Below are 19,250 nucleotides of genomic sequence, written 5' to 3' on the forward strand. Positions count from 1 at the left end.
GTCATGAGCCCACGATTTGATCGCCGCCCCGAGAAGCGGACGGGGGGCGGGGCCCGCGGGGCTGGTCGCCCGCCCCGTTTCAGCGGTCCAAAGCCGGAGTGGCGCCGCGATGGAGCCGGCGAGGACCGGGAGGGAAGCCGCGATGCCCGGCGGGACCCAGGCGGGCCTGCGCCTCGCGGCGCTTCGCGCTATCAACCCCGCCGCGACGGTGGCGCCGATCGCCCCAGCAGCCGAGGTGAACGCCGCCCCTTTGAGCGCCGCAATGACAGCGACCGCCCCGCCTATGGGGAGCGCAGGCCGGATCGTTTCTCAGGGGATCGCGGTGCCGCCGATAGCAAGCCCTACGACCGCCGGCCTGGTGGCCGTTTTGAAGGTCGTCCCCAGGGTCGGCGCCCCGATGCGGCAGGACGCCCCGATGGTCGCCGTTTTGCAGGGCGCCGTCCCGATGGCCCGCGCTTCGAAGGACGCCGTGCTGACGGGGGCAGAATTGCCAGCGGCAGATTTGAAGCTGGCAGATTCGAAGGTGGGCGCCCGTCGCCAGGACGCTTCTCGCCCAAGCCCCTGATTGTCGATGCCGACAGCCTCCCCCCCAGTGGCGATGCGGAGCGCCACAGCGTTGACCCCAGCACCGACCTGATTTGGGGACGCCATCCAGCCCAGGCGGCCCTTGAAAGTGGTCGTCCCATCCACCGCGTCTGGTGCACGCCGGAGATGCGGTTCAGCCCGAAATTTCTCCAGTTGCTGCGCGAGGCCAAAGCCTCCGGGGTGCTGGTGGAGGAGGTCACCTGGGCGCGCCTGGGGCAGATCACTGGTGGGGCCGTGCACCAGGGCATTGCCCTGCAGACCGCCGCTGCGGAAACCCTGGACCTGCCGACCCTGCTTGAGGGTTGCGCCGGCATCGGCGAACCGCCGCTGCTGATGGCGGTGGATGGCCTCACCGATCCCCAGAACCTGGGGGCGATCGTCCGCAGCGCCGAGGCCCTCGGGGCCCATGGCCTGGTCTTGCCCCAGCGCCGCAGCGCCGGCCTCACCGGTTCGGTGGCCAAGGTGGCAGCCGGGGCACTGGAGCACCTGCCCGTGGCCCGGGTCGTCAATCTCAACCGCGCCCTCGACACCCTCAAACAGGAGGGTTATCGGGTGGTGGGCCTGGCCGCTGAGGGCACCGTCAGCTTGGAGGAGGCCGATCTGGAGGGCCCCCTTGTCATCGTCACCGGATCGGAGGGCGATGGCCTCTCCATGCTCACCCGCCGCAATTGCGATCAGCTGGTGCGCATCCCCCTGCGTGGTGCCACCCCCAGCCTCAATGCCTCCGTGGCCACCGCCCTGCTGCTTTATGAAGTGGCCCGTCGCGGCTGGATGAAGGGGTTGCGTGGCTCCCAGCCCGCACCGCGCCTGGTTCGCCCCCAGCTCCCCGCTCCAGCGGCGGAGACCGCTGAGATGGCCACTGAGATGGCCGCTGAGCTGGTCACTGAGCTGGTCGCTGAGCCTGAGGTCTCTCCCCTGGCACTGGAGGAGGCTCCCCCCATCGCTGAGCTAGCTGCTGAAGAGCTGCCTGTTGCGGCTTGGATGCCTCCTGAGGATGAGGCTCCCGTGGCGGATCCCGGCGTCAATGAGACCACCCTGGACCTCGGTCTCACCCCGGCAGGGCCCGCGGGTTTCAACGGGGACATTCAGCTGTGATGCGCCCAATCCCTTCCGGTCCCAATGGCGGGCAGAATGGACGCAGTCCTGCCCCTGCTCCATGAATCCCCTGCTGTGGCCCGTGCGCAGCTGCGCCAATGGTCTGGGCCTAGCTTGGTGGGCGCGGGTGGAAACCCGTTCACCGGACGCGGTCTACTGGTTTGGGCCGTTTGTGCGTCGTGGCACCCTTGATGCCCACTTGCCAGCCTTCCTCGCCGATCTGCAGGCTGAATCGCCCGGATCCCTTGAGCATCAGCTGCTGCGCACCCGCCGGGGTGAGCCCCTCACCGAAGTGGGTTGATCGGGGTCAGCTGATAGCGTCCAGACCAGCTTGCAAGTAGGTGAATGGGGATCGCCGCATGGCGTGAGCAACTGCGCAAGGGCGACATCTCGGCCCGGGAGCTCACCGATCACCATCTGGCTCGGATCGCGGCGGTCGATTCCACCGTGCACGCCTATTTGGACGTCACTGCGGAGCGGGCCCGGGCCGATGCCGATCGCATCGATGCCCTCCGGGCCGCCGGTGAAGAGCTGCCTCCGCTGGCGGGGATTCCGTTGGCGATCAAGGACAACCTCTGCACCAAAGGGGTCGCCACCACCTGCTCCAGCCGCATGCTGGAGCACTTTGTGCCCCCCTATGAGAGCACCGTCACCGAGCGCCTCTGGCAGGCCGGTGGCGTGCTGCTGGGCAAAACCAACCTCGACGAGTTCGCCATGGGCAGCTCGACGGAGACCTCAGCCTTTGGCCCCAGCCGCAACCCCTGGAATCCGGAGAAGGTGCCCGGCGGCAGCTCCGGCGGCAGTGCGGCGGCGGTGGCCGCCGGTGAGTGCATGGCCTCCCTCGGCTCTGACACCGGCGGTTCGATACGCCAGCCGGCTGCCTTCTGCGGGGTGGTCGGGCTCAAGCCCACCTATGGCCGCGTCAGCCGCTACGGCCTGGTGGCCTTCGCCAGCTCCCTCGACCAGATCGGCCCCTTCACCACCTCGGTGGCTGATGCTGCCGAGCTGCTGCAGGTGATCGCCGGTGCCGACCCCCGCGATTCCACCTGCCTCAACGCCCCCGTGCCCGATTACGTCGAGGCCCTGCAGCAGCCGGTGGCCGGGCTGAGGGTGGGCCTGGTGCGCGAGTGCTTTGAAGCGGAGGGTCTCGATCCCCAGGTGAAGGCGTCTGTGCTCGCCGCTGCCGCCCAGCTGGAGGCCCTGGGCTGTGAGTTGGTCGACGTGAGCTGCCCCCGCTTCAACGACGGCATCGCCATGTACTACGTGATTGCGCCGTCGGAGGCTTCGGCCAACCTGGCTCGCTACGACGGCGTGAAATACGGCTACCGCGCAGCCGATGCGGCAAGCCTGGCGGAGATGACGGCGCGCAGCCGGGCCGAGGGCTTCGGCGATGAGGTGCAGCGGCGCATCCTGATCGGCACCTACGCCCTATCGGCGGGCTACGTGGATGCCTACTACAAAAAGGCCCAGCAGGTGCGCACCTTGATCCGTCGCGACTTTGACCGGGCCTTCGAGTCGGTGGATGTGTTGCTCACTCCCACCTCCCCCACCACGGCCTTCGGCTTTGGCGCCCACAGGGACGACCCCCTGGCCATGTACCTGGCCGACCTGCTCACGATCCCCGCCAACATGGCTGGCCTGCCGGCGATCAATGTCCCCTGCGGTTTCGATCTCCAGGGCTTGCCGATCGGCTTGCAACTGATCACCGGTGTGCTCGAAGAGCCGCGGCTGTTGCAGGTGGCTCACCACTACGAGCAAGCCGCACGGGTAATGCAGAGCCGTCCGGTGGCTGATCTGGTGCCCTAGCGGCACTCCAGATCTGGTGCCGGTAGCCGCGGGTGCTCCAAGCACCACGCTGGATCTTGCGTAGTCGCCTAACTTGGGCCTGCACCAGGTGCCTGCCGGCCGCTTTTGCCCTTGGCTTTCGTTCCGCTCCACAACCACAGCGACTACAGCCTCCTGGACGGGGCGAGTCAGTTGCCGGCGATGGTGGAGCGGGCGGTTGAGCTCGGCATGCCCGCCCTGGCCCTCACCGACCACGGCGTCATGTATGGCGCCATCGAGCTGCTGAAGCTCTGCACCAAGGCGGGGATCAAGCCGATCATCGGCAACGAGATGTATGTCATCAATGGCTCCATTGATGACCCCCAGCAGAAAAAGGAGAAGCGCTACCACCTTGTGGTGCTGGCCAAGAACGCGGAGGGCTACCGCAATCTGGTGAAACTCACCAGCATCAGTCACCTGCGCGGCATGCGCGGCCGGGGCATCTTTGCCCGCGCCTGCATCGACAAGCAGCTGCTGGCCCAGCACAGCGAAGGGCTGATTGTGGCCACCGCCTGCCTGGGCGGCGAGATTCCCCAGGCGATCCTGCGGGGCCGCCCCGAGGTGGCCCGCGACGTGGCCCGCTGGTACCAGCAGACCTTCGGCAACGATTTCTACCTGGAGATCCAGGACCATGGCGGCATCGAAGACCGCATCGTCAACACCGAGATCGCTCGCATCGGTGCCGAGCTGGGCATTGAGCTGATTGCCACCAACGACGCCCACTACCTCAGTGCCAACGACGTGGAGGCCCACGACGCGCTGCTGTGCGTGCTCACCGGCAAGCTGATCAGCGACGAAAAGCGTCTGCGCTACACGGGCACCGAATACATCAAAGGCGAGGCCGAGATGCTCGCCCTGTTCGGCGATCACCTGCCGCCAGCAGTGGTGGAGCAGGCTGTCGCAAACACAGCCAAGGTGGCTGAGAAGGTGGAGGCCTACGACATCCTGGGCCGCTACCAGATGCCGCGGTTCCCGATTCCCGAGGGCCATACACCGGTGAGTTACCTCACCGCGGTGGCCGAGCAGGGCCTGCGGGATCGCCTGCATCTGGAGAGCGATGCAGCGTTTAAGCCGGAGTACGGCGAGCGGTTGGCTTTCGAGCTGCAGGTGATGGAGCAGATGGGTTTCCCCACCTACTTCCTGGTGGTGTGGGATTACATCCGCTTCGCCCGGGATAACGGCATCCCGGTGGGGCCGGGTCGGGGCTCGGCGGCCGGATCCCTGGTGGCCTATGCCCTGGGCATCACCAACATCGATCCGGTTACCAATGGCCTGCTGTTCGAGCGCTTCCTCAACCCAGAGCGCAAGTCCATGCCGGATATTGACACCGACTTCTGCATCGAGCGCCGTGGTGAGGTGATCGATTACGTCACCCAGCGCTATGGCGAAGCGAAGGTAGCCCAGATCATCACCTTCAACCGCATGACCTCCAAGGCTGTGCTTAAGGATGTGGCCCGGGTGCTTGATATTCCCTATGGCGATGCCGATCGACTGGCCAAGTTGATTCCGGTGGTGCGGGGCAAACCCGCCAAGCTCAAGGAGATGATTGGTGCTGAATCGCCAGCACCGGAATTCCGCGAGAAGTATGAGAAGGACCCTGTGGTCCAGCGCTGGGTGGACATGGCCATGCGCATTGAGGGCACCAACAAAACCTTCGGGGTGCATGCGGCCGGCGTGGTGATTGCCGCAGATCCGCTCGATGAGCTGGTGCCGCTCCAGCGCAACAACGATGGCCAGGTGATCACCCAGTACTTCATGGAAGACGTGGAGTCGATGGGCCTCTTGAAGATGGACTTCCTCGGGCTCAAAAACCTCACAATGATCGACAAGACCGTCGACCTGGTGGAGCAGAGTAGTGGCATCAAGGTTGATCCCGACGACCTGCCCCTCAACGATGAAGGCACCTATGCCCTGCTGGCCCGGGGCGATCTCGAAGGCATCTTCCAGCTTGAATCGAGTGGCATGCGCCAGATCGTGCGCGATCTCAAGCCCTCATCGCTGGAGGACATTTCCTCGATTCTGGCCCTTTATCGACCGGGCCCTCTCGATGCCGGACTGATCCCCAAGTTCATCAACCGCAAACACGGTCGCGAAGCGATCGATGTGGCCCATGAAAAGCTGGAACCGATCCTGAAGGAGACCTACGGGATCATGGTCTACCAGGAGCAGATCATGAAGATCGCCCAGGCCCTGGCCGGCTATTCCCTCGGTGAAGCCGACCTGCTGCGGCGGGCGATGGGTAAGAAGAAGAAAAGCGAAATGGAGAAACACCAGAGCATCTTCGTGAGTGGTGCCACCGAGCGGGGTGTTGATCCGAGGGTTGCGGAAGCCCTGTTTGAACAGATGGTGCTGTTCGCGGAATACTGCTTCAACAAGAGCCATTCCACCGCCTATGGGGCCGTCACCTATCAGACGGCCTATCTCAAGGCCCACTATCCAGTGGCCTACATGGCGGCGCTGCTTACTGTGAATGCCGGCGACAGCGCCAAGGTGCAGCGCTACATCGCCAACTGCAATGCCATGGGCATCGAGGTGATGCCGCCGGATGTGAATGCCTCCGGAATCGACTTCACACCGGTCGGCGATCGCATCCTGTTCGGCCTCTCGGCCGTGCGCAATCTGGGCGATGGGGCGATCCGTCAGTTGATCGAAGGTCGACGCAACGATGGCCCCTATGAATCTCTAGCCGAGCTCTGCGATCGCATTCCCGGCCAGCAGCTCAACCGCCGAGCCATGGAGGCCTTGATTCACTCCGGTGCCCTCGATGCCCTCGAACCCAAGGCCAACCGGGCCCAGTTGATGGCGGATCTCGAACTGGTGATCGATTGGGCCAGCTCCCGCGCCAAGGATCGGGCCAGCGGTCAGGGCAATCTGTTTGACCTGTTCGGAGCCGCCGCGGGGGCCGATTCCACTGCGGCGGGCGTGGCCGATTTGAGTACGGCGCCCAAGGCTGCTCCAGTGCCCGACTATCCCCCCACCGAGAAACTGCGGCTGGAGAAGGAGCTGGTGGGCTTCTACCTCTCGGATCACCCCCTCAAGCAGCTGGCCCACCAGGTGAAACTGCTCTCACCGGTGGCCCTTGGCAGCCTGGAGGAGATGGCCGATAAGGCCAAGGTGAGTGCTGTGGTGATGGTGTCTGAGTTGCGCCAGGTGACCACCCGCAAGGGTGATCGCATGGCCGTGCTGCTCCTTGAGGATCTGACCGGCAGCTGCGAGGCCGTCGTGTTTCCCAAGAGCTACGCCCGCCTGGCGGATCACCTGATGGTGGACGCCCGTCTGTTGGTGTGGGCTTCGGTTGACCGCCGCGATGATCGCGTGCAGCTGATTGTCGACGACTGCCGCTCCATCGACGATCTTCAGCTGCTGATGGTCGATCTTCCGGCCGAACAGGCTGCCGACATCGCCATCCAGCACCGGCTACGGGAATGCCTGCACCGCCACAAGCCACCCCAGGAGGAGGCCGGACTGCGGGTGCCGGTGGTGGCCTTGGTGCACCAGGCGGATCAGACCCGCTTCGTGCGACTCGGGCCCCAGTTTTGTGTGGGCGACGTGGGAGCCGCCCTGGACACGCTGACTGCCGCCGACTTCCGCGCCAGGGTCAGCTCACCCATCCTTGCGGCCTGAGCCGGGCGGCGGCTGGGCATTGCCCCCTGCGCGCATGCTCCGAATTGAGCTGCGCAGGCGGCTGATGTTCACCCCGATCTGCTCGGTGCCCAACAGGCTGCCCGGCTGGTCTTCCCAGCTGGCCGACAGCACACCAAAGCTCAGGCCGAGCAGGCCTAGAAAAAAACAAGCTCCCGATGCCGCCAAGGTGGCACCGGGAGCAATGTCGGCGATCTCTCGGCTCACCAGCAAGTAGCTGCCGACAAACACGCCCATGCCCATCAGGGTGGGGATGCCGGTGCCGATCGCAATGCGCCGGGCCATGCGGTTGGCTACCGCGTCTGGTATCACCTGCTGGCGAGCGGGTTGACGTGAGCCCTTGCCGGCTGGAACTCGGCGTTGAATTCCTTTGCCGGCCATGGACGCGCTCCGTTCAGCCGCGGATGCCGAGCTTGGCGATCAGGGCGCTGTAGCGCTCCTTGCTGATGCCGTTGAGGTAACCGAGCAGCCGCTTGCGGCGGCCGATCATCTTGAGCAGACCCTGGCGCGAGGAGAAGTCGTGCTTGTTCTTCTGGAGATGGCCGGTCAGCTGGCTGATCCGCTCACTGAGCATGGCCACCTGCACTTCCACCGAACCGGTGTCGGTGCCATGGGTCTGGTGACCGTTGATCAGTTCCTGCTTTTTGGTGGTGGTGAGCGGCATGGGCTGGGGAGTGAAGCGCAGGCTGGGCCCGGGTTGGGGACCTACGGTGCAAGCGACCACCATACCGCCCAGGGGTCTGGGTAGCTGTCGGTTCAGGCCACCTGGCGGGACAGCCAGCGCAGGCATTCGCGGATCCAATCTTCCGCCCCAGCCTCTTCCCCGAGCCCGCCTGCGGCCACGGCCCGCAGGGCCCGGTGAATCTCCAGGGCCTCGTAGCCCAGGGCCGCCAGGGTGAGCTGCACCTCATCCCGACCGGCGGCAGGCAGCAGCGGGCCGTCCGCTAAGGGATCGCTGTCGTCCTGCCCCTCCAGCTGCCCCAGGAATCGCTGCTGCAGCCGGGTGCGCAGTTCCACCGCCAGCCGTTCCGCGGTGCGCTTCCCCACTCCCGGGGCCTGGCAGAGCCGGCGCAGATCGGCCTGCACGATCGCCTGCACCAGCTCACCTGGATCCATCACGCCGAGTAGCCCCAGGCCCATCTGGGGACCCACACCACTCACGGCAACCAGTTCCCGGAACAGATCCCGCTCGTGGCGTTCGCCGAAGCCGTAGAGGATCCAGGCGTCGTCGCGGATGGCGTGGTGGATGTGCAGGCTCACGGCGCTGCCCTCCGCCGGCAGCTGCTGCCATTGCCGTTGGCTCACCTGAACGTCGTAGCCCACCCCCTGACACACCAGCATCAGGCCGAAGCGTTTGTCCTGCTGCCAGGGATGGGTGAGTTGCCCTTGCAGCCAGCCGATCATGGGAGCAGTGAAAGGTCCCCCATCGTGCCCGCCCTGCCCAGCCGTGCCCAGGCCTCGCCCGCGATTCGATCCCGGTGGCAATCTCGCCGGCTGCTCGGTTGGTTGTTGCCGTTGGTGCTGGTGGTCTGCACCGCGCTGACCGGTTGCAGTGGTGTCGCTCAGCCACCGCGCTCGGTGTTGTTGCAGGCCTTGGAGTTGCAGATCCAGCTCACCCAGGGGGCCATCGCTGAGGCCCTCGCCCTCGAGGCCGGCGGCACCCCGGAGGTGAGCCGGGTGCGGGTGTCTGAACAGGAGTCGGTGCGGATCGGCGACGCCAAGGGTCTGCGGGTGCTGGGTCAGTTCGACTGGCGCCTGGCCGGCGATCCGATTCGGGTCGACAGCCCCTTTGAGCTCTATCTGCAGCGTGGGGTACGGGGCGAGAGCTGGCGTCTGGCCAGGCCCAGGAGCCTCGCTGCCGATGGCGCTGCAGGGGACGATGCCAACGTGCAGGCCTGGATCACCGACCCCCTGCCGCTCAAGGGCTGACCAGGCTTCAGGACCCTTTCCTGCGTCATCCGCAGAGCTTCTCGACCCGCACCCCAACGCGAACCGCATGGAGACCCCCGCCCCACCCTGGCTGCCTCAGTCCGTGGCCCTCACCTATCCCGGCTGGGTGCAGCGCAAGGCCGTCACCCTGTGCAAGCGGGATCAGAAGCGCGGCGGGAGCGGCAATGTGCAGGACTACCGCCTGGCCATTCACAACGCCGTGGTGGCCTCGGCCGGTCTGGACCACTGGACCGGCGAGCCGCTCGACTGGCACCTGATCGGCACCTACGACAATCGGGAGGCAGCAACAGGCAAGGGCGAACACAAGAAGCAGTACGCCCTGCTGCCCACCATCGACCACCGTTTCAACACACCGAGCCCCGACTTTGTGATCTGTGCCTGGCGCACCAATGACGCCAAGCACGACATGACGCCTGAGGAGCTCCTGGCGTTTTGCCGCCGGGTGGTGGCCCACGCCGAGAGGATCAGCGCGCCCGCTGGCGGTGACTGAGGCTCACCAGGGTGGCGGCCAGAACCAGGGCCGCGCCAGCGATGGTCCAGGCGTCGATCGCTTCGCCGAACAGCAGCCAGCCCCAGCCCCCCGCAAACAACACCTGCACGTAGCTGATGGCTGTAGCCCGCGCCGCCGGCAGGGCCATCAGGCTGCGGGTCAGGTACACCTGGCCCAGCTGGGTGAACAGCCCCACGCCGAGGAGCCAGAGCACTTCCATCGGGGTGGGCAGCACCGGATGGAGCGCCACCAGCGGCAGGCTCAGGGGCAGGGCCACCAGGGGGAAGTAGAAGACAATCACGAGCGGGTGCTCGCTCTGGCCCAAGGAGCGCACACTCACGTAGGCCAGGGCCGTGAACAGGGCCCCGGCCACGGCGATCAGCACAGGTTGCCAGGCCAGGGCCATGCTGCCGCCGGGCTGGGCCACCAGCAGCACCCCAAGCCAGCCCAAGGCCATGGCGGCCACCACCCGCTTGCCGATGCGCTCGCCCAGCATCAGCCAGGCCAGCAGGCCCGTGAACGGTGGATAGAGGTACTGCAGCACCGTGGCTGAGGCCAGCGGCAAAGCGGCCAGGGCGGCATAGACGCAGAGCAGGGCGGCGGTGCCGATCACCCCGCGCCAGATCAGCAACCACCGGCGCTGGCCCCAGGGGGAAATGCCGGCCCGGCGCAGCAGCCACCAGCTCAGGGCCACACTCACAATGGCCCGCGCCAGCACCACCTCGGCGGCGGGAATGCGGCCCCCCACCTGTTTCACACACACGCCCATCAGCGAAAAACTCAGGGCGCTGGCCACCATTCCGAGCATGGCCCGCCTGCCCCGGTCAGAATCGGGCATCGCTTCAGCGCCCACCACCGCCCCCCATCGCCTTGAGCCTGCCGCGCCTCCACCCCCGCACGATCGAGGCCGTCAAGGAGCGGGCCGACATCGTCGATGTGGTGGGCGAGCACGTGGTGCTCAAGAAGAAGGGGCGGGAATACGTTGGCATCTGTCCCTTCCACGACGACACATCGCCGTCGATGACGGTGTCCCCGGCCAAGCAGTTCTACTACTGCTTCTCCTGCGGGGCCGGCGGCAATGCCATCAAGTTTCTGATGGAGCATCAGCGCCAGAGCTTCAGCGATGTGGTGCTGGAGCTGGCGCGCAAATATCAGCTGCCGATCGAAACCCTCGACGGCCCCCAGCAGGAGCGCCTGCGCAAGCAGCTCTCCCGTCGCGAGCAGCTGCACCGGGTGCTCACCCTGGCGGCGGGTTGGTTTCGCAGCCAGCTGCGCGCCCCCGAGGGCGCAGCGGCCCTGGCCTACCTGCGCGACAGCCGCGGCCTGAGCGAAGCCACCCTGGAGGCCTTTGAGCTCGGCTACGCCCCCGACCGCTGGGACGGCCTGCTCAGCCACCTGCAGCAGGTGGAGGGCTTGGGTCCGGAGCTGCTGGAGGCGGCTGGCCTGGTGGTGCCCCGCAAGGGGGCTCTTTCACAGGACAGCCGTGGTTTTTACGACCGCTTCCGCCACCGGGTGATGGTGCCGATCAAGGACCGCCAGGGGCGGGTGATCGGCTTTGGTGGCCGCAGCCTCGATGGTGGCGAGCCGAAATACCTCAACTCCCCGGAAACGGAGGTGTTCGAGAAGGGCAAGCATCTGTTTGGCCTCGACAAGGCCAGCAACGCCATCCGCAAGGACGACCGGGCGGTGGTGGTGGAGGGCTATTTCGATGTGATCGCCCTGCATGCCGCCGGCATCACCAATGCCGTGGCGGCCCTCGGCACGGCGTTGAGCAGCCAGCAGATCACCCAGCTGTGCCGCTGCTGCGAAAGCCGCCGGTTGATTCTCAATTTCGACAGCGACGGTGCGGGTGTGCGTGCTGCCCAGCGGGCCATCGGCGAGGTGGAGCAGCTGGCGCTGCAGGGGCAGTTGGAGCTGCGGGTGCTGCACCTCCCCGCTGGCAAGGATCCCGACGAATTTCTCAAGGGCCAGGGGGCTGGCGAATACCGCTCCCTGCTGGATCAGGCCCCCCTCTGGCTCGACTGGCAGATCGAGCAGGTGTTGGAGGGGCGCGATCTCGCCCGTCCCGACCAGTTCCAGCAGGTGGTAACGGCCCTGGTGGCTCTGCTCGGCAAGCTGCCCCAGAGCGCCGTGCGCAGCCACTACCTGCAGCGGGTGGCCGAGCGGCTCAGCGGCGGTCAGGCGCGTCTGGCGATCCAGTTGGAAGACGACCTGCGCCAGCAGGTGAAAGGCCAGCGCTGGCATGGCCGCTCCCAGAAGTGGGAACAGCCCGGCGAGGCGGGCCTGCGGGAACGGGCCGAGGCGGAGCTATTGCGGCTCTATCTTCACTGCCCCAGCCACCGCGCTGCCATCCGGGTGGAGCTGCGCCAGCGGGAGCTCGACGATTTCGCCCTGCAACACCACCGCCTGCTGTGGGCGGCGATCAGCGCCCTCGAGGAAGACAACCTGGGGGTTGGCCGGCTGGAGGCGATCAACCGCGGCAGCGATCCCGGCCACGACCTTGGCGATCTCGAGCTGCCCCGGTTGCTGGGTGATCAGCTGGTGGTGGAGCAGAGCGCCCTGCTCAGCCGCTTGACGCCCCTGCTGGAGCCCAATGAGTTGCAGCGCATGGCCCTCAGCCAGCCGATGCTGCAGCTGCGCGGTGCCACGGCGGCCCTGGAGCGCCAGAAGAGCGTCAAGCGCTGCCGGCACCTGCTGGATGCCTGGAGCACCCAGCGCCTCGAAACCCTGGAGCGCTGCATCGCCCGGCTGCTGGATGAGGAGCGGCAGGAGGCGCGAGCCGCCGCCTCTGGTCTGGCTCCGGTGAGCGACATGGAGGCGCGGATTGAAGCCCTGTTCACCGAGCTCAATGGCGATGCCCTGCGCTTCCAGGAGCTCTATTACAACGAGCGTAAACACCTGGAGCACCTCGACTCCCAGCGTCGCGCCGGCTACGGGGAGGTGATGGCCCAACCCGCTGCCTGATCCTCTGCCTGATCCTCTCTGCGGCTGTGCTCACCAGGGCGTTTCACAGCCCGTTCAACGGTTTGTTGAACGGTTTGTTCAACACCTCTGGATTCCCTAAACCCATCCCGATCTCCTCGGCCTTGTCCTGATGTCCCCGTCTCTGTTGCCGTCCCGCGTCGCCGTTGTCAGCGGGATCGGCCTGCTTGGCCTGGCTGCTGCTCTGTTGCCTTGCTCCCAACCGGCCCAGGCGCAGGCCCCGGCCCCGATCCAGGCCCAGAGCCAGGCTTGCCCCTGCAGCTGTGAGCAGCCCAGCGTGGGGCTGATTGGGCCGGATGGCTTGTGTCAGTGCCCCTGTGGGGCTGTGCCGATTCCCGGCATCAATGCCGAAACCCTGTCAGGGCCACCCAAGCCGCCCAAGGCCGGGGGACCGGCACCCACCTGGACCGTCGAACCCGGCTTCGAGGATGGCTTCGGAGGTCCTTTCTGGGGTGACTGGTGGTAAGCGCTCATCCATCGCCACCCGATGGCGCTGTAGTGCCCGGATACGCTGGATTTCTCTGTGCACTGCCAATACCTGCGGCCATGGGGTTTTTCGAGGTGTTCTGGCAGGGCGAGGCCATCGGGGATGGTGGCGATCTCGAGGAAGCCCTCACCGCCTATCTCGCTGTGCAGCCTGAGGAGGGCAGCTGGGCTGAGGCCTGCGCGGAAGCGGAGGTGCAGCCATGCATCCGGCGCTATGCCTCCTTCGAGGCCTACCTCGACAACGCCGACGAACTCGAGACGATCCCTGTGAGCGCCGCCATGATCGAAGCAGCCCTTGTGTCGCTCGCCTAAGCGCGGCCCTGCCAGACCCATCAACGGGCCTGCACCACCGGGATGGCGGCCAGCCGCGTGGTGGCGGCACCGGAGAGCCGCGAGCGTCGCATCCGCCAGGGCGTCTGCAGGCCTGCGGCGGCCCATTGCACGGTGCCGCTGCCGTAGTGGCGGTTGAGGCGATCGATGGTGGCCATCAGGGCCGAGCGGCGGTGCTGCTGCTCCAGGGGCAGTGGCACCAGCAGGTGGTGCTGCAGGATCTCCTCGCTCTGCAAGTTCTGCAGCAGAACGCCAGCCTTCTGTAGGGGTTTGTGGGGCTTGAACAGCCGCTCCACCAGGGGCAGGGCCGCCTGCAGCAGTACGGCCGTGTCGTTGCTGGCCAGCGGCAGGGTCACCGTGGCGCTGTTGCTGTAGAAGCTGGTGCCATTGAAGGGGCTGCTGCGCACAAATACCGTGATGGCCCCGGCCCGTTGCCGTTGGCGCCGCACCTTCTCCGCCGCCCGGCTCAGGTAGGTGGCGATCGCCTCCTGCAGCTCGGCCTGGGTGGTGATGGGCTGGCTGAAGCTGCGGCTGACGCAGGTTTCCCGCTTGGTGGCCGGCAGGGTGTCCAGTGGCAGGCAGGCGTGGCCGCGCAGCTCCTGCTGCAGGCGCACGCCCACCACACCGCAGCGGCGCCGCAGTTCGCCGCTGGGCATGTCCCGCAGGGCCCGGGCATGGCTGATGCCGCGCAGGCGGCACCAGCGGGAGAGCTGGCGGCCGATGCCCCACACGTCTTCGATCGCGACCGCTTCGAGCTGGGGATCGGGGTCACCGATGCCGCCGAAGTCCCACACACCGTCGCTTCCGGGTGCCGTTTTAGCGAGGCGGTTGGCGAGCTTGGCCAGCACCTTGCTGGGGGCGATCCCCACCGCCACCGGCAGGCCCAGCTCGCAGAGCACGTGGTGGCGCAGTCGCCGGCCCCAGTCGTGCAGGTCACCGTGGCCGGCGGGCCGGTGCAGCTGGCCGAAGGCCTCATCGATCGAATAGATCTCCAGCTGCTCGACCCACGGCTCCACGGTGGTCATCAGCCGCTGGCTCATGTCGGCGTAGAGGGCGTAGTTGGAGCTACGCACCACCACACCCTGGCGTTCCAGCTCGCGCCGCACCTGGAAGTAGGGCTGGCCCATGCGGATGCCGAGGGCTCGCGCTTCGGCACTGCGCGACACGATGCAGCCGTCGTTGTTGGACAGCACCACCAGCGGTCGGCCCAGCAGTGCGGGATCCATCACCGCTTCGCAGGAGGCGTAGAAGTTGTTGCCGTCGATCAGCACGATCGCTGGCCGGCCGGTGGCCTGAGAGCGGCAGGTCATGGCGCTTCAGCGATGGCCCGTGCCGGGCTCGAGGGTACGGATGACGTGCACGGCCACCCCCCAGAGGTGGGGCTCAGCGCCGGGATCCAGCTCCAGCGGGGGATAGGCGGGATGGGCCGCCTCCAGCCGCAGCCGGCCCCGGTGGCAGACCAGCCGTTTGAGGGTGAAACCACCAGCGAGCCAGGCCACCACGATCTGGCCAGGCCGGGGCTCCAGGCCTCGATCCACGATCAGCAGGTCGCCGTGGGCGATCCCGGCGCCCTGCATCGACTCGCCACTCACCCGCAGCAACACCGTGCTGGCACGGCAGCGGATCAGCTCGTCTTCAAGACTGATGGCGGTGAGGTTGGTGGGGGTGAGGCTGGTGGGGGGAGCGGGGGGTGCCAACGGCGCGCCGCAAACCCAATCACGTTAGTTCAGGTGTACTGGCATGGCGCCGGCCTAGTCCTGCGGGCCGGCATCCTTGGAGCCGGTGAAGCGCCGATAGAGCCACAGGCCGCCGCCGCCCCACAGCAGGGTCCACAGCATGAAAGTGGTGAGCGTGCCGAGCTGGCCCGTCTCGAGGGAATAGACGCCGGCCTGGATCAGCCCGGCATCGATCAGGGAACCGCCAATGCCCCAGCCCAGCACCCAGCTGAGCAAAAAGCCGATCGCCTGCAGATTGCCGGTCATGCCGGCGAGGTTAGGCGCTGGCTGAAGCGGCGGACGAACTGCGCCAGGGGCATCGGCCCGCAGCGGCGCTGCCAGCCCACTCCTTCCGGGTAGCGGCGCCAGCAGGACAGCCGATTGCCGCGGTTGTCGAGACAGATCAGGTAGCGGTAGGTGGCAGTGGCGGCGGTGGACGGGGCCTCCGCGCTGGGCAGGGGCCGCAGCGGCTCAAACACGGCAGCAAGCTCCCGCCAGTTGCGGGGCGGCAGCCCGCTGGCCCGCAGCGGCGCGCCGAGCAGGCTGGCGAGGTGCTGGGGGAAGCCGGCATCGGGAAGCCACCAGTGGCCCTGGCGTGACCGGTGGGACTCGAGCAGGGAGATCACGGCGCCGCAGGCCATGGGCAGGGAAGGGAAGGTCCCTTCACCAGTGCCCGGCCTGTCTCATCCTCAGCTGTCAGGCCGCAGCCAGTGCTGCTCCACCCGGTCGGCCAGGGCGAGGCAGCGATCCATCTCTTCCCAGAGGAGATCGCGCCGACTGCTGTGCACAGCGAAGGAGCGGTGATGCAGCTCCCGGGCCTGGTAGCGAAGGGCATCGCGGATGCGCTGCCCTTCGTCGCGATGGAGCGTGTCGCTCAACACTGCTGCTGGGTCAGCCACTGCTGGGTCAGCCAATGGTGGCTATGTGGCGCATCAGGTCGATGCACTTGCAGCTGTAGCCCCACTCGTTGTCGTACCAGGCCACCAGCTTCACGAAGGTGTCGGTGAGGGCGATGCCGGCACCGGCATCAAACACTGAGGTGCAGCTCTCGCCCAGGAAGTCGGTGCTCACCACCTCGTCCTCGGTGTAGCCGAGGATGCCGGCCATGGGGCCTGCCGAGGCGGCCTTCATCGCGGCCTTGATCTGGTCGTAGCTGGTGGGCTTGGCCAGGTTCACGGTGAGGTCCACCACCGACACATCGGGGGTTGGCACGCGGAAAGCCATGCCGGTGAGCTTGCCGTTGAGCTCGGGGATCACGCGGCCCACAGCCTTGGCGGCACCGGTGGAGCTGGGGATGATGTTCTGGCCGGCACCGCGGCCGCCGCGCCAGTCCTTCACCGAGGGGCCGTCCACCGGTTTCTGGGTGGCGGTGGCGGCATGCACGGTGGTCATCAACCCGTTGACGATGCCGAAGTTGTCGTGCAGCACCTTGGCCACTGGAGCCAGGCAGTTGGTGGTGCAGCTGGCGTTGGACACGACGTCCTGGCCGGCGTAGCCGGTGTGGTTCACGCCCATCACAAACATGGGTGTGGCGTCCTGGGAGGGAGCGCTCATCACCACACGCTTGGCGCCTGCGTTGATGTGGGCGCGGGCCGCTTCGTCGGTGAGAAAGAAGCCGGTGCTCTCCAGCACGTAGTCGGCGCCCACGGCGCCCCAGTTGAGATTGTTCGGGTCGCGTTCGGCGCTGATGCGGATGGCCTTGCCATTCACCACCAGCTGACCGTTCTCCACGCGCACTTCGCCCTGGAAGCGGCCATGGGTGGAGTCGTAGCGAAGCATGTAGGCCAGATACTCCACATCGATCAGGTCGTTGATGCCCACCACCTCCACGTCCGGCATGCTCACGGCTCGGCGGAAGGCCAGACGGCCGATGCGGCCAAACCCGTTAATGCCGATGCGGATGGTCATCGCGGCGCTCCTGAAACCCTGAATAAAAAGGCTCGAAGCCACCTTAGGGGCACTGATCAGGCTCCTTGCCGTCAGCCCAGGGCCTGCTGGAGAGCCGCCAGACCGAACACCAGGAAGAGGCCACCACTGAGCCGGTACAGGAGCCGCTCGTTGACGCGCTGGCCGATCCATTTGCCCGCCCCCACCGCCAGCCAGGTGACCAGGGCGTGACCCAGCAGCGTGCCGGCGAGCAGGCCGGTGAAGCTGAACACCTGGGCTGGTGCCGTGGCCATGAAGATCGTGGTGAATTGGGTGCGGTCACCCAGCTCGGCGACAAACACCAGCACGAAGGCTTCCCAGATCACCGCCCAGGCCGTATTGACTGGCCGGCTGGTTTCGGCCGCATTGATCGCTTCCTCGGCTTCCTCAGCTTCCTCCGAGGCCGCGTCCGCTGCCATGCCCTGGGCATCGATCAGCAGCTTGAGGCCAAAGCCGAGAAACAGGGCGGCGGCCAGCCAGGGCACCACGGTGGGTGGCAGCAATTCCCGCAGGCCGTAGCCCAGGGCCAGGGAGATCAGCGTGACTGCCGTGAGGGCGGCAAAGGCACCGAGAAACACCCAGCGGCCCCGATGGCGCACCGCCAGGATCAGCGCCATAAAAAACGTTTTGTCGCCCAGCTCGGCCAGGGTGATGGCGGTGAGGCTGGAGCCGAAGGCGGCCAGGCTGGGGTCGCTCGAAAGAGTGATGCTCATCCTCTACCCCTACCCCAGCGGTGGGAAAAACGGCGTGAAAGCGGCTACGCCAGTGGTAAATCCATGGCCAGCACGCACCGGCCCGGGTCTGCAGCAGCCAGCTCAGGCGTCCTCGTCGTCTTCCAGCAGCAGTTGCTGGAATGCGGTGTAAAGGTCGACGTGGTCCGCGGCCGTGCGGGGATCCGCCCGGCCCACGGTGTTGGCTCCGGTGGGCCTGTTGCGACCCGAGGCGGGAGCGGCTGCCGGTGGAGGGTCCTGCCGGCGGGCTTCCAGCTCCCGCAACCGCTCCATCAGATGGGGCGGCACGGTGCCATCCGGGCTGACCTGCATCAGTTCGCGAAACAGGGCCTCCGGGTTCTCCTCGACTTCAACGCGATGGCGTTTGTCTGTGGCCTTGGGCGTGCCCTGCTGGGGCGGCGTCGGTGTGGGCAGCGGTTTGGGCAGGCTGCGGCCGAGGGCCTCGAGGCGTTCGCGGCTGCGGGCGTCGAAACTCATGGTTCGGGGGTCAGCTGCAGCCCAGGGAGGAACGGGTGTCGCGGCCGGTGACGGGGTTGGTGCCGCTGGCCACGCCGCAGAGGGTTTTGAGGGCATCGCCCCGCAGCGGCACGTTGGTGAAGTCGGCCCCCTCAATCACCACGTTGGTGAATTTGGTGTTGAAGGCAAAGGCATCTTCCAGCACTGCATTGGTGAGGTTGGTGCCATCGAAGATCGCCGAATCGAGGGTGGCTTCGCGCAGGTTGGTGTTGCTCAGATCGGCGTCCTGGAGCTTGGCGCCGAACAGGCTGGCTCCCTGCAGATCGGAGCCGGCGAAGGTGGCGTCCCGCAGGTTGGTGAGGTTGAAGGTGGCGCCGCGCAGATCCTGGTCGTGGAAATCAGCGCCGATCAGCACCTGCTTGGCCACATCCATGGCGGCCATGGCCGGGGCGGGGGCCAGCCAGGTGGTGCCGAGGGCCAGCAGCAGCGCCAGCACCCAGCCAGCCAGGCGGTGTGGGCCGCGCTTCGGAGACATCGGCGGATGCATGGCAACCTTTCAGCTCATCCCAGCCTAAGGAGGGCCATTCCGCCGGGATGCTCGACCCCTTGTGGGAACCCTGAGGCCACACCGGGGAGGGCCATGCCACGCACCACCGCACGCCGTCAGGGCGACTGGGCCGAGCAGCGCGCCCTGCGCCTGTTGCAGCAGCGTGGCTGGCGGCTGCTGGCCCGGCAGTGGGTCTGCCGCTGGGGCGAGCTCGACCTGGTGCTGGAGAAGCAGGGGCGACTGCTGCTGGTGGAGGTGAAGGGTCGGCGCCGGCCTGGCCCCGATGGTTGGGGGGTCGGCTCCCTACGGCGCGGTAAGCGTCAGCGGTTGGAGCGGGCCTGGCATTGCTGGCTCGAGAGCCAGCCAACCTGGGCCGAGAGCCCGGTGGAGATGGTGTATGCCCTGGTGCCGCTCGCCCCGGCGACCGGCCCGGTGCGCTGGATTCGCCCAGACGGCTAAGCGACCACGGCGCATCGGGTCAAGGCCAGGCG

The 19,250-nt window shown here is 67.0% G+C and carries 23 protein-coding genes; 10 read left to right on the top strand and 13 right to left on the bottom strand.

Annotation, left to right across the window (positions count from 1 at the left end):
* Positions 1-3 precede the first annotated feature (3 nt).
* The 4 genes from rlmB (at position 4) to KBY65_RS09035 (ending at position 7,128) form a co-directional block, all read left to right on the top strand.
* Positions 4-1,680 carry a 23S rRNA (guanosine(2251)-2'-O)-methyltransferase RlmB gene (rlmB, locus tag KBY65_RS09020; RefSeq protein ID WP_255001370.1) on the top strand — a complete coding sequence of 559 codons (1,677 nt, stop codon included), beginning with the start codon at positions 4-6 and terminating at the stop codon, positions 1,678-1,680.
* 61 nt (positions 1,681-1,741) lie between these two features.
* Positions 1,742-1,981 carry a DUF1816 domain-containing protein gene (locus KBY65_RS09025; protein WP_255001371.1) on the top strand — a complete coding sequence of 80 codons (240 nt, stop codon included), beginning with the start codon at positions 1,742-1,744 and terminating at the stop codon, positions 1,979-1,981.
* A gap of 44 nt (positions 1,982-2,025) precedes the next feature.
* Positions 2,026-3,486, top strand: coding sequence for an Asp-tRNA(Asn)/Glu-tRNA(Gln) amidotransferase subunit GatA (gene gatA / locus KBY65_RS09030; RefSeq protein WP_255001372.1), 1,461 nt, complete (start codon positions 2,026-2,028; stop codon positions 3,484-3,486).
* A gap of 111 nt (positions 3,487-3,597) precedes the next feature.
* Complete coding sequence (locus tag KBY65_RS09035) at positions 3,598-7,128, top strand: DNA polymerase III subunit alpha (protein ID WP_255001373.1); 3,531 nt, start codon at positions 3,598-3,600, stop codon at positions 7,126-7,128.
* On the opposite strand, the gene KBY65_RS09040 is transcribed toward KBY65_RS09035, so the two are convergent.
* From KBY65_RS09040 to ruvA, 3 genes are all read right to left on the bottom strand, one after another.
* A complete protein-coding gene (locus KBY65_RS09040; RefSeq protein WP_255001374.1) occupies positions 7,108-7,527 on the bottom strand; it encodes a PAM68 family protein in 420 nt (139 codons plus the stop codon). The two genes, KBY65_RS09035 and KBY65_RS09040, sit on opposite strands and share 21 nt — an antisense overlap.
* Positions 7,528-7,540: 13 nt before the next feature.
* Positions 7,541-7,810, bottom strand: a complete 270-nt coding sequence (gene rpsO / locus KBY65_RS09045) for a 30S ribosomal protein S15 (protein WP_094559543.1) — start codon at positions 7,808-7,810, stop codon at positions 7,541-7,543.
* A 92-nt stretch (positions 7,811-7,902) separates the two neighbouring features.
* Positions 7,903-8,550 carry a Holliday junction branch migration protein RuvA gene (gene ruvA, locus KBY65_RS09050; RefSeq protein WP_255001375.1) on the bottom strand — a complete coding sequence of 216 codons (648 nt, stop codon included), beginning with the start codon at positions 8,548-8,550 and terminating at the stop codon, positions 7,903-7,905.
* Between the two features lie 21 nt (positions 8,551-8,571).
* Between ruvA and KBY65_RS09055 the strand changes: the two genes are divergently transcribed.
* Positions 8,572-9,075, top strand: coding sequence for a hypothetical protein (locus KBY65_RS09055; RefSeq protein WP_094559650.1), 504 nt, complete (start codon positions 8,572-8,574; stop codon positions 9,073-9,075).
* Between the two features lie 67 nt (positions 9,076-9,142).
* Positions 9,143-9,586, top strand: a complete 444-nt coding sequence (locus KBY65_RS09060; RefSeq protein WP_254987286.1) for a hypothetical protein — start codon at positions 9,143-9,145, stop codon at positions 9,584-9,586.
* Here KBY65_RS09060 and KBY65_RS09065 read toward each other — a convergent pair.
* Positions 9,561-10,424, bottom strand: coding sequence for a DMT family transporter (locus KBY65_RS09065; protein WP_254987287.1), 864 nt, complete (start codon positions 10,422-10,424; stop codon positions 9,561-9,563). The genes KBY65_RS09060 and KBY65_RS09065 overlap by 26 nt on opposite strands.
* A gap of 32 nt (positions 10,425-10,456) precedes the next feature.
* Here KBY65_RS09065 and dnaG point away from each other — a divergent pair, with 32 nt between their 5' ends.
* The 3 genes from dnaG to KBY65_RS09080 all read left to right on the top strand — a co-directional run bounded on the left by dnaG (position 10,457) and on the right by KBY65_RS09080 (position 13,366).
* Positions 10,457-12,550, top strand: coding sequence for a DNA primase (gene dnaG, locus KBY65_RS09070; protein WP_255001377.1), 2,094 nt, complete (start codon positions 10,457-10,459; stop codon positions 12,548-12,550).
* A gap of 130 nt (positions 12,551-12,680) precedes the next feature.
* Complete coding sequence (locus KBY65_RS09075; protein ID WP_094559547.1) at positions 12,681-13,034, top strand: hypothetical protein; 354 nt, start codon at positions 12,681-12,683, stop codon at positions 13,032-13,034.
* Positions 13,035-13,114: 80 nt separating this feature from the next.
* Complete coding sequence (locus KBY65_RS09080; protein WP_094559548.1) at positions 13,115-13,366, top strand: hypothetical protein; 252 nt, start codon at positions 13,115-13,117, stop codon at positions 13,364-13,366.
* A gap of 20 nt (positions 13,367-13,386) precedes the next feature.
* Here KBY65_RS09080 and KBY65_RS09085 read toward each other — a convergent pair whose 3' ends face one another.
* The 9 genes from KBY65_RS09085 to KBY65_RS09125 all read right to left on the bottom strand — a co-directional run bounded on the left by KBY65_RS09085 (position 13,387) and on the right by KBY65_RS09125 (position 18,747).
* Positions 13,387-14,694: a Y-family DNA polymerase gene (locus KBY65_RS09085; RefSeq protein WP_094559549.1), complete on the bottom strand. Its 1,308-nt coding sequence runs from the start codon at positions 14,692-14,694 to the stop codon at positions 13,387-13,389.
* 6 nt (positions 14,695-14,700) lie between these two features.
* Complete coding sequence (locus tag KBY65_RS09090) at positions 14,701-15,081, bottom strand: LexA family protein (RefSeq protein ID WP_233128462.1); 381 nt, start codon at positions 15,079-15,081, stop codon at positions 14,701-14,703.
* A gap of 54 nt (positions 15,082-15,135) precedes the next feature.
* Complete coding sequence (locus KBY65_RS09095; protein WP_255001378.1) at positions 15,136-15,366, bottom strand: hypothetical protein; 231 nt, start codon at positions 15,364-15,366, stop codon at positions 15,136-15,138.
* Complete coding sequence (locus tag KBY65_RS09100; protein ID WP_094559551.1) at positions 15,363-15,740, bottom strand: hypothetical protein; 378 nt, start codon at positions 15,738-15,740, stop codon at positions 15,363-15,365. The genes KBY65_RS09095 and KBY65_RS09100 overlap by 4 nt, the downstream gene beginning before the upstream one ends.
* Before the next feature lie 48 nt (positions 15,741-15,788).
* Positions 15,789-15,977 carry a hypothetical protein gene (locus KBY65_RS09105; protein ID WP_255001381.1) on the bottom strand — a complete coding sequence of 63 codons (189 nt, stop codon included), beginning with the start codon at positions 15,975-15,977 and terminating at the stop codon, positions 15,789-15,791.
* 28 nt (positions 15,978-16,005) lie between these two features.
* On the bottom strand, positions 16,006-17,007 hold the full coding sequence (gene gap / locus KBY65_RS09110; RefSeq protein ID WP_255001382.1) for a type I glyceraldehyde-3-phosphate dehydrogenase: 1,002 nt from the start codon (positions 17,005-17,007) through the stop codon (positions 16,006-16,008).
* 71 nt (positions 17,008-17,078) lie between these two features.
* Positions 17,079-17,738: a TMEM165/GDT1 family protein gene (locus tag KBY65_RS09115; protein ID WP_094559554.1), complete on the bottom strand. Its 660-nt coding sequence runs from the start codon at positions 17,736-17,738 to the stop codon at positions 17,079-17,081.
* A 102-nt stretch (positions 17,739-17,840) separates the two neighbouring features.
* Positions 17,841-18,233, bottom strand: a complete 393-nt coding sequence (locus KBY65_RS09120) for a hypothetical protein (RefSeq protein ID WP_094559555.1) — start codon at positions 18,231-18,233, stop codon at positions 17,841-17,843.
* 10 nt (positions 18,234-18,243) lie between these two features.
* Complete coding sequence (locus KBY65_RS09125; RefSeq protein ID WP_094559556.1) at positions 18,244-18,747, bottom strand: pentapeptide repeat-containing protein; 504 nt, start codon at positions 18,745-18,747, stop codon at positions 18,244-18,246.
* Between the two features lie 105 nt (positions 18,748-18,852).
* Here KBY65_RS09125 and KBY65_RS09130 point away from each other — a divergent pair, with 105 nt between their 5' ends.
* Positions 18,853-19,218 carry a YraN family protein gene (locus KBY65_RS09130; RefSeq protein ID WP_094559557.1) on the top strand — a complete coding sequence of 122 codons (366 nt, stop codon included), beginning with the start codon at positions 18,853-18,855 and terminating at the stop codon, positions 19,216-19,218.
* The last annotated feature ends 32 nt before the right edge of the window (positions 19,219-19,250 follow it).

It is taken from the genome of Cyanobium sp. Alchichica 3B3-8F6, assembly GCF_024346435.1.
Lineage (GTDB): Bacteria > Cyanobacteriota > Cyanobacteriia > PCC-6307 > Cyanobiaceae > Cyanobium_A.